This is a genomic window from Mycobacterium sp. (assembly GCF_044223235.1).
Lineage (GTDB): Bacteria > Actinomycetota > Actinomycetes > Mycobacteriales > Mycobacteriaceae > Mycobacterium.
In genome coordinates this window covers 172,479-185,920 of the sequence record NZ_JBGAME010000005.1, presented here as the reverse complement: position 1 = coordinate 185,920, position 13,442 = coordinate 172,479, and the positions used below count along the sequence as shown (strand labels likewise).

General features: G+C 62.9%; 10 protein-coding genes. 2 read left to right on the top strand and 8 right to left on the bottom strand.

Translation table 11 applies throughout. From position 1 onward, the window contains the following. Positions 1-129 precede the first annotated feature (129 nt). The 8 genes from ADBZ6K_RS10380 to ADBZ6K_RS10345 all read right to left on the bottom strand — a co-directional run bounded on the left by ADBZ6K_RS10380 (position 130) and on the right by ADBZ6K_RS10345 (position 10,309). On the bottom strand, positions 130-1,443 hold the full coding sequence (locus tag ADBZ6K_RS10380; RefSeq protein ID WP_526346188.1) for a hypothetical protein: 1,314 nt from the start codon (positions 1,441-1,443) through the stop codon (positions 130-132). 102 nt (positions 1,444-1,545) lie between these two features. Then, positions 1,546-2,658, bottom strand: coding sequence for a glycosyltransferase (locus tag ADBZ6K_RS10375; RefSeq protein WP_526346186.1), 1,113 nt, complete (start codon positions 2,656-2,658; stop codon positions 1,546-1,548). Between the two features lie 8 nt (positions 2,659-2,666). Continuing rightward, on the bottom strand, positions 2,667-3,251 hold the full coding sequence (locus ADBZ6K_RS10370) for a putative colanic acid biosynthesis acetyltransferase (protein WP_526346184.1): 585 nt from the start codon (positions 3,249-3,251) through the stop codon (positions 2,667-2,669). Next, positions 3,248-4,576 (bottom strand): UDP-glucose dehydrogenase family protein, encoded by a 1,329-nt coding sequence (locus ADBZ6K_RS10365; RefSeq protein ID WP_526346182.1) that lies wholly within the window; start codon positions 4,574-4,576, stop codon positions 3,248-3,250. Before ADBZ6K_RS10365 ends, ADBZ6K_RS10370 begins: the two co-directional genes overlap by 4 nt. A 377-nt stretch (positions 4,577-4,953) precedes the next feature. Then, on the bottom strand, positions 4,954-6,249 hold the full coding sequence (locus ADBZ6K_RS10360) for a polysaccharide pyruvyl transferase family protein (RefSeq protein WP_526346180.1): 1,296 nt from the start codon (positions 6,247-6,249) through the stop codon (positions 4,954-4,956). A gap of 4 nt (positions 6,250-6,253) precedes the next feature. Next, on the bottom strand, positions 6,254-7,276 hold the full coding sequence (locus tag ADBZ6K_RS10355; protein ID WP_526346178.1) for a polysaccharide pyruvyl transferase family protein: 1,023 nt from the start codon (positions 7,274-7,276) through the stop codon (positions 6,254-6,256). A gap of 80 nt (positions 7,277-7,356) precedes the next feature. Then, positions 7,357-8,559, bottom strand: a complete 1,203-nt coding sequence (locus tag ADBZ6K_RS10350) for a lipopolysaccharide biosynthesis protein (RefSeq protein ID WP_526346176.1) — start codon at positions 8,557-8,559, stop codon at positions 7,357-7,359. Positions 8,560-9,202: 643 nt separating this feature from the next. Beyond that, on the bottom strand, positions 9,203-10,309 hold the full coding sequence (locus ADBZ6K_RS10345) for a right-handed parallel beta-helix repeat-containing protein (protein WP_526346174.1): 1,107 nt from the start codon (positions 10,307-10,309) through the stop codon (positions 9,203-9,205). A gap of 382 nt (positions 10,310-10,691) precedes the next feature. Between ADBZ6K_RS10345 and ADBZ6K_RS10340 the strand changes: the two genes are divergently transcribed. Continuing rightward, positions 10,692-11,369 carry a hypothetical protein gene (locus ADBZ6K_RS10340; RefSeq protein ID WP_526346172.1) on the top strand — a complete coding sequence of 226 codons (678 nt, stop codon included), beginning with the start codon at positions 10,692-10,694 and terminating at the stop codon, positions 11,367-11,369. 435 nt (positions 11,370-11,804) lie between these two features. Continuing rightward, complete coding sequence (locus ADBZ6K_RS10335) at positions 11,805-13,430, top strand: acyl-CoA carboxylase subunit beta (RefSeq protein ID WP_526346170.1); 1,626 nt, start codon at positions 11,805-11,807, stop codon at positions 13,428-13,430. The last annotated feature ends 12 nt before the right edge of the window (positions 13,431-13,442 follow it).

Sequence of the window (13,442 nt, the reverse complement as noted above, 5' to 3'; positions counted from 1 at the left end):
CGGCGCCCGTGACCGCGGCACCCGTTATCGCTGACGCACCCCCGATCAGGAAGTCACGTCTTCTCATCGACCCCAAGTATCCGCTACAGCCCTACATCAGTCATTGATAGGTCAATCCGCCAGGGCTAGCTAGGACACAGGGGCAGCCGGCTCGACGATCGACTCGACCTCGACGACATTGCAGAGCGTCATGCCGACTACCGGAACTCGCAGGCCGGCTAGAACAGATGCCAGTTCCTCGACATCCTTGCGTTTGCTGATGCCGGCCACACCGACAATCACCGCACCATCGGCGAGAGGCGTCACGGCAACTCCCGCAGGCGAGACAGTGGCCGCTGCGCCATCGACGATCGTGAAGTCGAACTTCGAATCGAACGCCTGGTTCACCGAGGCGAAGTCGAAGCGAACCAGCAGCGATTCCAGCTGATTCGGCCAGTTGCCGATCGCGATCTCGGTCAGGTTCGACACGTCCGCCCTCTGCGCGACTTCGTCGAGGTCACGCACGGACAGCAGGAGGTCCGTCAGTCCGGGCGTTCCGGGAGCGGATTTGCCTGCGACATCGGCCAGTTCGGCGCGGGCGTCGATGTAGAGCGTGCGTGCGCCCGACTCAGCCAGATAGGCCGCCAGGCCCCGTGCGACGGTCGAGGTGGTCATCGGATCACCAGGGCCGGTGACGAGCAGCCGGGAAGCGTTCGAGCGCTTGGCACTTGCCGCGACAGCGGCAGCAAGCCGGCGATAGTCCGGTGCGTAGTCGATGTCGTCCCAACTGTCGATGTGACCCTCGGTCGCCTTCACCGAACCTTGGTAGTCAGCGCCCATCTCCTCGAGCTCGCGACCGGTGGTGATGCGCCGGCCCAGCCGCTCCCCAAGTGCCGCGGCAATGACACCGACCAGGAGGCCGAAGAACGCCGCCAGCACGAGCCGGCTGACGATGTTCCCGTCCACCTCGACCTCGGGATGAATGTTGGCGGGTCGCACCGACACATCGACGCCGTCAGACAGTTCCAGCTCTGACGCATAGTCCGAGAACACCTCCGCGAGGTCCGTCGCGATGGCGACGGCCCTGCGAGGATCACTATCGACGACCGCGATGCGAACGATCGGAATATCCCGTGTCGTGCGCACATCGAGCGCATCCTGAATCTCGTCCGGAGTCACGCCCTGGCCGACCCGCGCAGACGTCCTGGTCAGAACTTCACGATTCTGAATCAGCTGTGCGTAGGTGGGTGCACGTGCCGCCGAGAGCCGTTCCGCGTTGTAGACGTACTCCGACGTCGTGCCGAAACCGCCGCCGGACGCCGTGATCAACAGGTCGTTACGGGCAACATACTTCGTGCCGCTGACGATCAGGACCAGCGCCGTCGCCCCCACTGCAGTGAGAACACACAAAGCGACCCATAACCATCGTGACTTGACTGCCCGCCATATGTTGAGGATCTCCAAAGCGTTCTCTCCTGTGATGGCCACGGCTGCTTGTGGCAACCGCGGAAAATCGATACTGCCTTGCCCCCGGGACGCAACTGCGCCTTCCGGTCGAGCGCGACGTCACAGCGTGTAAGCCGTCTCCAGGCTTGTCGCGATCGCGCACATACTTCTCTCGGCCCGGACCGTCTCCCGGCCCTTGGCGCCCTGCCGCTGCGCGGCGGCGGGATCCGACAGAAGACGCCGCATCGCGTCAATCAATGTTTCGTCGTCGTGACCGACAACTATCCCAGCATCGGACCTCTCGACGAACTCCGCAAGTCCACACGACTTGGTGATCACCACCGGCAGGCCCACGGACATCGCCTCGAGAACCGACATCGGATACGGCTCGTCCACGGACGGCAGCACATACACCGACGCCGCCGACATGCGCTTGAGGGTCTCCGCCGGGGATATCGCCCCTTCCCAGGCGATCCGCGTTCCTCGTGCGGCCGCGCGTTCGATCTGCCGGGTGATCTCCGCACCCTCGCCTTCGTCGGGGCCGACGAGAACGAATCTGACATCGGGGAATTCACTGCTCAGCGCCTCCGCGGCGCGCACGAAAGCATCGGGGCGTTTCCGGCCGGCCAATCGAGCCAGATAGAGAACCTCGCGGCCGGAGCCATCGCTGGAAGCCGAGGTCGCCGAGATATCTGTCTCGGGAACCCCGTTCGGCAGCTCTGCAAGATTTATGCCCTTGCCCGCGGCGACGTGTTGCAGTGAGTCACGCTCTTGGGGAGTGAGGAAGAACACCCGATGGGCCCTCGTCAGCACGGGCACCGTCAGCCCCTTGTCCAAGGGTTTCGACATCGCTCGGTCGGACTCGTCAATCATTCCGTGGGGCTGCAGCACGTAGGGCAATCCCCGCAACCCGACCGTGCGCGCCGCCGGCAGCGTCACGAGATCACGGGCGGCGTGGATGTGAGCAACGTCGAAGCTCCCCGCCGCTCGTGCGAGCCATGCCCACAGCCGAGGTGCGGCCAAACCCGCAAAGCCGCTCTTGGGAATCACCTGCACACCCGGAAACAGCTTGGTCGGCACACCTTCGATATCAGACGGCGCAACGTCGTATCCACGGTATGAACCGGCAATCGTCACGGTATGGCCGCGTTCCGCCAGCGCGACAGATTGGTTCACCGCCACCCGAAGCGGTCCGCCATACTCCCCGAAGGGACTCACGAGTGTGACCACCATGAGAATCTTCACGTGTTCCCCGCCGTCCTGGCCGTCCCCGCCCGCTCAGCCGGGTTCCATTCCACAGCAACAGGAGCGACCATCACTCCTCCTGGGGCCACCTTCGTGCCCGCCACCAGTGCCGTGGCTCCGATCACCGCGTCGCGGCCGATGACGCTGCCCCGAAGGACGGTGGCGCGGGCCGCGACCCACGCGCCGTCATCGATCGTGATGGGCCCGTTGTCGAATTCGAACGTCGGCGAACGCCGATCGTGACTTCCCGTGCACAGCAGAACATCCTGCGAGATACAAACATGGGAACCGATCACGACAGGCTCCAGATTGAGTATCCAGGTGTCCTCACCGATCCACGAATGATCGCCGATGGACAGCTTCCACGGCCAGTGGATGCGTACGTTGTGACGCAGGTTGACTCCTGTGCCGATCTTCGCGCCGAACAGTCTGAGGATCGAGATCCTCACACGCGTCGGACACCACCACCGCATGACGATCAGCCCGGAGACCGTCAACCAGGCGATCTGCCATGGGAACGAACGCCCCCGCTCGTATCCCGCGCCCGTGAAACCGGCGAGATTACGCGCCGTCCCGGTCATCCAGCCCGACGCCTTCCGAATCCCCGATATTCCCAGCCGGCGGCCCGCCAGGCTTCCGGATCGAGGCAGTTGCGGCCATCGATCACACGGGGATGGCGAACCACGGAGGCCAACCGGGCGGGGTCGAGTTCACGGAACTCATTCCACTCGGTCAGCACCAGCACGACATCGGCCCGGTCGCACGCCTCGTCGACGGACACCGCGTAGCCCAGTGTGGGGAAGAGCTTTCGCGAATTGTCCATCGCCTTGGGGTCGTAGACGTTGACCGAGGCTCCCTGCAGCTGCAGCTGGCCGGCGACATTCAATGCGGGCGAATCCCGCACATCGTCCGAATTCGGTTTGAACGCCGAGCCGAGCACCGCGACACGGACACCCAGCAGCGACCCGCACATCGTTCGGGTCAGCTCCACCATGTGCGTGCGCCTACGCATGTTGATGTTGTCGACTTCGCGGAGGAAGGTCAGCGCTTGATCGGCGCCAAGCTCGCCCGCGCGCGCCATGAACGCCCGGATGTCCTTGGGCAGGCAGCCGCCCCCGAATCCCAGACCGGCATTGAGAAACGCCCGACCGATCCGGTCGTCGTACCCGATTGCGTCGGCCAGTTCGACAACGTCGGCACCCGCCGCCTCGCACACCTCGGCAACGGCGTTGATGAACGAAATCTTCGTCGCCAGAAATGCGTTCGCCGAGATCTTGACAAGCTCAGCCGTGGGCAGGTCGGTCGTGAGGAACGGAACACCGGCGTCGAGCAGCTGCCCGTAGATCTCCTTGGCGACCAGCGTCGGACGATCGTCGCTGTCCTTCGCGACGCCCAACACGAGGCGGTCGGGCCGGAGCGTGTCGGCGATCCCATGGCCCTCGCGCAGGAACTCGGGGTTCCAAGCAAGCTCAAGATCCTCGCCGACGGGCGAGAGTTGTTGCGCCATCGAGCGCAGCCGCTCCGCGGTGCCCACCGGGACGGTGGATTTACCGAATATCACCGCTGGGTGGTCGATCAGAGGTGCCAGTGCCGTGATGACGCTGTCGATCGCCGACACGTCTGCAGCAAACTCGCCCCGCTTCTGCGGGGTGCCCACCGCCAGGAAGAATGCATCCGCGAACTCAGCGGCCTCAGCGTACGACGACGTAAATCGCAGCTTGCCGGAGTTCAGCATCTCCCGCGTCAGATCCGCCAGACCCGGCTCGAAAAACGGCATCTCGCCGGATCGGAGCTTCTCCAGCTTGGCCTCATCGACGTCCATACCCAGGACATCGTGGCCCAGGCTTGCCATACAGGCCGCATGGGTCGCGCCCAAGTAGCCCGTTCCGAGTACTGCGATCCTCATCCCCGCTACCTCGTGAATCCTTGTCTCGTGGGCCCGGAACTGTGATTACAGCCGTAGACCGTACCTGTGAACAAACGACTGCTTAATTGGCGAAGAACGTACCTTGTCGGCAACTTCACCAGCGGACCGTGGACCTTTGCGGACCTTTGCGGACCTTTGTGGACCTTTGCGGACCTTTGCGGACCTTTGTGGACCGCCTCTTTGGGCACCTTTGCCACCAGCCGGATAGAGCGAACAGGACATGGCCGGTCCGAATTGACTATCCCACACGCGCAGTGGAGGTGCCACTGCACCAAGGTGTCGTGCGTCATAACACTTCTTGACGCGGCGATGAGTTCGCCCCATGTCAAGCGGGTGTCCGCAGCAATATCCACAAACTAGTTGATGCTCAGCGATTGGGCCATCTCGGCTATCGACACCTGCTGTTTTTGTTGGACTAGTTCGCGTGCCGCACCGGCCTTTTGGCGAGCCCAGGCAGGGTCGTGCGCAATTTTCAGCACCGCGGGCACCAAACCCCGCATTGAATTGGGATCATCGAGGTCGAACAACCACTCACCGAGGCCGATATCGTTCCACATCATTCCCTTGGTCGTCTGCTCCGCTGAACGGCAGACAATCGCGGGCACGCCATTGCCAATGCAAATAACGGGACTGTGCATCTCATTACCAAAGAGACCGGCGGAACGCACGTACACCGACAATGCTTCATTCGGCAACCAGAACTGCTCACGGATGACGACATTGCCCTTGACGTCATCAGGCAGTGGGTCAAAGAGCAGTTCGCGCCCGATCTTGGTCTGGCTCACATCCTCAGGGCAGATAAGAATGCGTAGCGAGGTCTGCCGCACGATTTCGACAATCGCCTCGCGCAGGAGCACGTGATCGGGCCCCTTCATCGCCTGGTTGCGTTCATCCTGATCCCGGTTGTACGGCTGGCCGGAGATGTCCCAGTACGGGGTGTACCGCAAACGCGGAATCACACACATGAACCGGCCGTCCGCCAGGCCGTTCTGGGCCAGGAAACGCTCGGCCGCCGAATCATTGCGCAGATTGAAGGCAAAGGCAGCATCGGGAGCGAATCCCACTTCCTTGTCGTCGGCGAGCACGCTCTCAGCGACGGCAAGCGAACCGGAATCGCGGAAGAACGCCGATGCCGCACCGTTGAGGAGATCGATCTCCAAGGCAGATGGCGATGCCAACGTGATTCCGTAGACCGAGTACGGCTTGTCGCTGTCCTGAACCCACTCACCCAGCTGTCTCCTGCCGACCAAACCGGGACCCGACCCGTGAATCAGGCAGTCGTTGCTCCGAAACGCAGCGACCACGTCCCGCTCCGTCGCGACCACGCTGACATCGGGAAACGCGGGCGTGATCATCGCGCTCAGCTCGTCGTTCCAGGTGGCCGGCCATAGTGTCACTTCGGCATTCGGGATGTGCTTCGCGAGCAACGACAGCAGTCCCGGCGCCTGCGCGACATCGCCGATGTTCACCTGCTGCCACAACGCGCGGACCAGTACTTTGGGCGGCCCAGTCCTGCCGGTGTCGGATCCGCACGACGCCAGCGCGCCCGCAGACGCTGCGGCGACGATGGTCAAGCCCGCCTGCCGGAGAAAGCCGCGACGGGTGAGCGGCCCGCGGTTCAGGGGCCTGTCGAATTGCTCCTCGGTTCGCACGCAATCACTGCCCGATACCTGCAGATGTGGCCTCGGGCAGTTCTGAACTGCTGGCCGTGAACTGGTGAAGGGCCGTTGTCAATGCAGCGGAAGCCTCCTTCACCAATTTGTCGATTCTTTGGGCTTCGCTGTCGGAAAGATCCAGGTCGAATGACATCCGTTCAGCCGACGGCGTATGCAGCCAAACCGACTGCGGCTCGAGGATGAAATCCAGAGTGGCGTGGAGTTTGCTTTCCCCCAGGCTGTCCGCGATCACCGGGATGGCGCCCTGGCGACATCCGACTACGAGTGCGTGTAATCGATCGCTGACCACCGCAATGCACTGTGCGTACGTCTCGACTACCAGACGTTCCTGCTCGAGCTGACTGCGGCCATCAGGCCAATCGACGTGACGGAAACCGCACTCGTTGGACAGCACGTCGTGAATCTCACGATCCTGGCGCACCTGGGTCACCAGGACGATGTCGAATCCCCTCGCTCGCCAGTGCTCGGCAAACTCTCGAACCAGATCGATGCTGGGGTTGCGGTCGTATCTCAAAGACAGGGCAATGAACGGCCTGCCCGAGCCTGATTCCGGTGCAGCACCTGAACGAGCGGCGCTGTCGGCGAAGCCGAGGTCGGGTCTTGCCTGGGCCGGCGAGCCCACGAGTTCGGCGGTTTGCGGATCCCTCGCCAAGTACACCACGGTGGAACGCGCGATCAACCGCTCGGCCTGAAGGGCGACCGGGCCCGACCCGCGTAGCGCCCTGCCGAGTACGGCGACACGATTGCCCGACAGTCGAGCAAACATCAGCATGAGGGCTACCCCGAGTCGCTTGACCAGCGGCGAAAGCCGCGTTTCCAGCTGGGCGGGGCCTGGCGCCATGATGACCGTCGCCTTGCGCCTGAGGCAGGCGCCCAGCAGAAGTGTCAGGAATTGGCGAGGTGAGGCGGTGACGACCCAATCGCTCGGAAACTCAAAGGCTTCGACATAACCGGGACCCATCGCGCCGGTGTAGACGACGGCGTCCATCGCGTCGTCGGCCATGGCGCGGGTCACTGCGCGCCTGATGTAGATATCCCCAAGATTCCACTCTGCGGCCGCAACACTCAAAAACGCAGTTCTTCTCATACCGCCCTCTTCGAGAGAATGATCATGGTAGCGATTTGCAGGACAAGCTGGATCACATAACTGGATGCCAAGGCAATTCCAGCCCCCACGGCGCCGTACGGTATCGCGAGGACGACAATTGCGACGAGACAGTAGACCGTCGTGCAGGTCGCGATAACCGCCACCGGTCTCAGATATCCCCAACCCTGCATCAGCGCGTTGAACTGCGATGTGATGGCGGCGGCGATCAGCCCGAAACAGACGATCTGTATGACGGTCGACGCAGGTTCGTAGCTGGGACCGAGGATTACCGGAACGAGGATCGGTAACGCAACGGCCAAACCCACGTACATGACCGTTGTGAGGGCAGTCATGGCGGCGATGGCCTTGATGAACGGCCTGGCGTTACCGCGGGTACTTCTGGTCGTCGCAGGAAGCAGCACTGCGGCAAATGACGTGGGCACCATGCGAAGTGGTGTGGTAAGCCGACTGGCCGCCGCGTAGTAGCCCGCGGCAACCGGCGTGGTGACCAGCGCAACTATCGACACATCGAAGTTTCTGGCCTGCACACTCAGCGAGTTCACCCAATATGGCCGCCCAGCCTTGAGCAGTCGGCGCACCGGGACAGCCGCGGCAGTGTGGACTCCATCGGTCATGTAGTAGGCCAGCGCCCACGCGAGCAGCGAGAACAGGGCCAAGCCGAAGACGTATGTCGTGACGGGGTCCATGCCGAGGAAGTAGCCGGCCACGAGCACAACCAATGCACCGATCCGGCGAAAGACCAGGGAACTGGCGTTCTGCCACGTGTTGCCGTCGGCCAGCGCAACCGCAAGCCAAGCTTCGACCTGTTTCTCCGAAGCCATCCACAACGGCAACAGAACCAACGGGAACAACGATGGCGCAACGAAACCCGCCGCCACCAGGAATCCCGTACCGACTACCGTCGTGAGGATTGTGATGTTTCTTCCAAGCCGCAGCGCGGCGCCAATCTCCCCGCTGTCAGGATCGGCCGCACGTAAACGCGTGATATGAGTCGTCAATCCGAAATCCACAACCGTTTGGATGACGATCGCAATTCCGTATATTGACGAAAACAATCCGAATGCCTGCGGACCGCTCCACCGGGCGACCAACATAAGGCTGAGTGCCTGGATCACAGCCCCGGCGAGGCGGCCGACCAGAATCCAGGAAAACTGTCGTCTTAGCCCGATCGAGCTCACCTCCGGTATGGGCCGACTCCGCGGGCATTTCATGCGGACGACGGGGCGTAGTAAAGGCGTAGTAAAGCCGATGCGATTCCATCACGGTTCGACCATGTACGCATTCGAAGGAAGCCTGCGTGACGGGGCGCGGTGGCAGATCGGAGGCCCAGCGCTTACAACGCTGAACATACGTTATCGGCCTCAACGCTGGTCGAGCATATGCAGGTCGATGTCGGGGAATGTGAAGAATCTCATATGTCTCCCCTACATCGTCGATGTGCCTGCAGGCCAACGTCTCAGGAGTCGATACGGGACCTGCCTACATCGCCGGCGACGCCTGTCGTCGAGGGTGTAACGCCACACGGGCCGCGTGCACGCCGAGCGGGTCTCGACACCCCAAGCCCGCGCCAGCACGAAATCCGCTCCAACACGAAACCAAAGGCGCTGGCTGAGTTTCGATCTGGCGATGGCGAGCGCCTGTATCGCATCACATCCGGTCACGATCCGACATGCGATCGGGAATCACCCACGACAGCACCCCGGTTATGATTCACCTCACCAACGCATGCGCCGAAGGCGTTGCGGCACAACATCGGCGTGAGTGTGACCAGCCTGTGAGTGCGACCGCTTCAGACGACGCGGCCCGCATGCGCGCCGGAGCTCAGCGCACCACGACGGGCCGTCCGTTCATCGTGATACCCGTCGCCGTGTACGTGCCTGGCGCGTTCGAGTACAGCACCGGCCGTTCTGGCCACTCGATGATCGCGATGTTCTTGTAGACGATGTTGCTGAGGGTGCCCCCGAAACTGGCGTGGCCGATGTTGAACCACGGAGTGATCGGATTCCGTAGCGTCAGGTTTGAAATCGTGACGTTGCTCGTGGATGAGTCGGGGTTCTCGTTGACGACCGTCACCGCGCCCAACGGGAACCCGGTTGTCGTGTTGGCATCTGTGATCGTGCCGCCGTTGACGATGACATCCGAGGTCGGACCTGTGAAATAGGGTGTTCCCTGCGTCCCGACGAAAACTCCCGAGAGGGCCGTGTTCGTTACCGAAATGTTGTTAATCGTGATTCGCTTACCGCCGCTGACCACAATGCCGCGCGTGTGGTAGGAGTCGGTGACGACCGGCGAATTGATCGTGATGTCAGTCGTCACAGGTTCGTTCTTATAGGACACCACGGCAATCGCATCATCGCCGGTGCGCAGGGTTTTCGCGTTATTCACCTGGCCGTTGCTGGCGCCTGCGGTGATCATGAATCCGTCGGCGGCGGTGTCTTTCACAGTGACGCGGTCAAGGCGGAAGTTTTTGGCACCTCCGACATACACGCCGGCCCCTGCACCCCCGGTGATGGTCACGTCGCTGACCTTTGCTCCCTCAAAGCCGGCGAGAACCAGCCCGGCGGTATAGGGAGTGTCGTTGCGCGGCGCCCCGACTGGAGCATTCAGTTTGAGGTTCTTGACAGTGACGTTGTCGGCGAGTATCCCGACCGCCGATGTATCGGGATTCGTCGCTACCAGCGTTGCGCCATTTCCGTTGACCGTTACGTTTCGAACCCGGATCAGCAGGTTTCCGCTGTGGTAGTAGGTCCCGGGCTCGAGGTTGAGCGTGTCGCCGGGCTTGAGTGCGTCGAGTCGCGCCTGGAGCGCCGCCGTGCTGTCCGCAGGGGCGGCAGCGGCGGGAGTGCTGGAGGCCGCCTGCTGGGCTGTTGCGCCGCCACCGAAGAGTGCGGAGGATTGCCTGCGCGCCCAAGAGAGCACGGCGAGCACCACGGGATTATCGGCTGGCGGGTTCGAGGGGAACACCTGATTCAGAAGCGCTGTGACCTGGTCAGGAACTCCGACGGGAGTGAAGGCAGCCGTAGATTGCACGGCCTGAAGCCCCGTCTCGGCTGCACCCGTTTCTTGAGTGGACTCCGTGCTTGACGCGGCAGGCGACACATTCCGTGTCGTTTTCGCCGGTGCGGTGGAAGCACTCACTTCGGCGGACTCACCGGCCGCACTTGGCTCTTCGTCAGGGGAGCCGGATTCGGCCGCGGAGTCCTTTTTACGACTCGAGCTGGTAGGGCCTTTCACGGTCGACTTGCCGGTAGTCGCCGAAGTTGCACCTGACCCATCGCCCGACGATGTCACAGCAGTCGGAGATCCCGACGTGGACTTCTTCGTCGACGAAACCGACGGCGATGAACCGGAATTCGTTGACTTCGTACCCGATCGCTTTCCGCCCGGCGGGGTGCCCGACACCCCCTTCTCGGATCCTGCAGCGGCATCCGATCCTCCCGCGGACGAGCCGCCGCCATCGCCTTTGGCGGTAGTGGAACCTTTGGCGGTAGTGGAACCCTTGGTGGTAGTGGAATCCTCCTTGGTGCCGGAACCCTTCTTGGTGCTGGAACCCTTCTTGGTGCTGGAATCCCCGGAATCCGATGTGGCAGAAGCCTTTCCCGAATCGGCGGGGGCGGACCAGGCGGTAGCCGGGTTGGTGCCGATGGCCACGCCGATGCCGAGGGCGACCACGAATGCGCTGACCCGCGCTACGCATTGCTTCTCGGCAGCGGTTAGCTGCCGGATCAAGTGGGGCCGTGGCGGACGGCACGATGGGGCATTCGCCTCACCACCCGCCAGCCTGGCGGGTCCCGCTGGACCGACAATGCCACGGTCGGCACTGACCAGACGTTCGCTAGATGAAGTCATGGACCCCCCTGTACGGATCACGAAGAGGAAATTCAGCAAAGGAATAGAGTCGACTGAAATTGATCTAATCACACACGCCGGAATTCGTCGCGCCATAGCCGATGAAACGACTATCTATATGGTCCAGTTTGCAGCTTGACAGCTCCACCCGCCTGTCAATCCGTGGCGATTAATGGCGGAATACGCGACTTTGGCAAACGTCAATTAATTCGCTCGAATCGCAATGCGACGCGTCGCCGCGCCGGTTTCGATCGGCGTCTAGCCTTGAAATTACCTGTCAGACGCCTGTGCAGCATTCGACCGCGCGTCCGATGCGCCGCGATCTTGGTTTGCTGGTTCCCTTTCCTTATCGTTGCATCGCCAATCCCGTCAGCATCGGCTCACCGCAATTCGGAATCCCTGCGCCGACGGAACGGGTCACCAGTGCCGCAAGCGGGCGCAGTGGTCAGGGTGGCCGACTCGGCCCTGAGTGCCACTGAATCCGCGGATCGCAACCGGCCGGCGCGCCATCGTCAGGCGTTGTCCAGTGGTTCACGTGACCGCGCTCAGATGACGACCGATAGCATCGACACCCATGACCAGCGTCACCGAGCCCGCGCCAGGCCACAAGATCGACATCCACACCACCGCGGGCAAGCTCGCGGATCTGAAGCGCCGTACCGAGGAGACATTGCACCCGGTCGGTGAGACGGCCGTGGAGAAGGTGCACGCCCGGGGCAAGCTGACGGCCCGCGAACGCATCTACGCACTTCTCGACGACGACTCCTTCGTCGAGCTTGACGCGCTGGCCAAGCACCGGAGCACCAACTTCGGCCTCGGCGAGAACCGTCCGGTCGGCGACGGCGTGGTCACCGGCTACGGCACGATCGACGGCCGTGACGTCTGCATCTTCAGTCAGGACGCCACCGTGTTCGGCGGCAGCCTCGGCGAGGTGTACGGAGAAAAGATCGTGAAGGTCCAGGAGCTGGCCATCAAGACGGGCCGCCCGCTCATCGGGATCAACGACGGCGCCGGCGCCCGCATCCAGGAAGGCGTGGTCTCGCTGGGTCTGTACAGCCGGATCTTCCGTAACAACATCCTGGCTTCCGGCGTGATCCCGCAGATCTCGCTGATCATGGGCGCCGCCGCGGGTGGGCACGTCTACTCCCCCGCGCTGACCGACTTCATCGTCATGGTGGACCAGACCAGCCAGATGTTCATCACCGGGCCCGATGTCATCAAGACCGTCACCGGCGAGGACGTCACGATGGAGGAACTTGGCGGCGCTCAGACCCACATGTCCAAGTCGGGCACCGCGCACTACGTCGCCTCGGGCGAGCAGGACGCGTTCGACTGGGTGCGCGACCTGCTGAGCTACCTGCCGCCCAACAACTACGCCGAGCCGCCGCGCTACCCGGCGCCTCATCCGGCGCCAATCGAGGAAAGCCTTACCGACGAGGACATCGAACTCGACACCCTCATCCCGGATTCACCCAACCAGCCATACGACATGCACGAGGTGATCACCCGCATCCTCGACGACGGCGAGTTCCTGGAGGTCCAGTCCGGCTACGCGCAGAACATCGTCGTGGGATTCGGGCGGGTGGACGGCCGCCCCATCGGCATCGTCGCCAACCAGCCCACCCAATTCGCCGGTTGCCTGGACATCAACGCGTCGGAGAAGGCGGCCCGGTTCGTGCGGACCTGCGACTGCTTCAACATCCCCATCGTCATGCTGGTCGACGTTCCCGGCTTTCTGCCGGGCACCGACCAGGAGTACAACGGCATCATCCGCCGCGGCGCCAAGCTGCTGTACGCCTACGGTGAGGCCACTGTCGCGAAGATCACCGTCATCACTCGCAAGGCCTATGGCGGCGCGTACTGCGTGATGGGTTCCAAGGACATGGGCTGCGACGTCAACGTGGCATGGCCCACGGCGCAGATCGCGGTGATGGGTGCTTCCGGCGCGGTCGGCTTCGTCTACCGCCAGCAGCTGAAGGACGCCGCCACCGAGGGCAAGGACGTCGACGCGTTGCGCCTGGAGCTCCAGCAGGACTACGAGGACACCCTGGTCAACCCGTACGTCGCCGCTGAGCGTGGCTACGTCGACGCGGTCATCCCGCCGTCGCACACCCGCGGCTACATCGGCACGGCACTGCGACTGCTCGAACGCAAGATCACCCAGATGCCGCCGAAGAAACACGGCAATATTCCACTGTGAGCCGTCGCGATT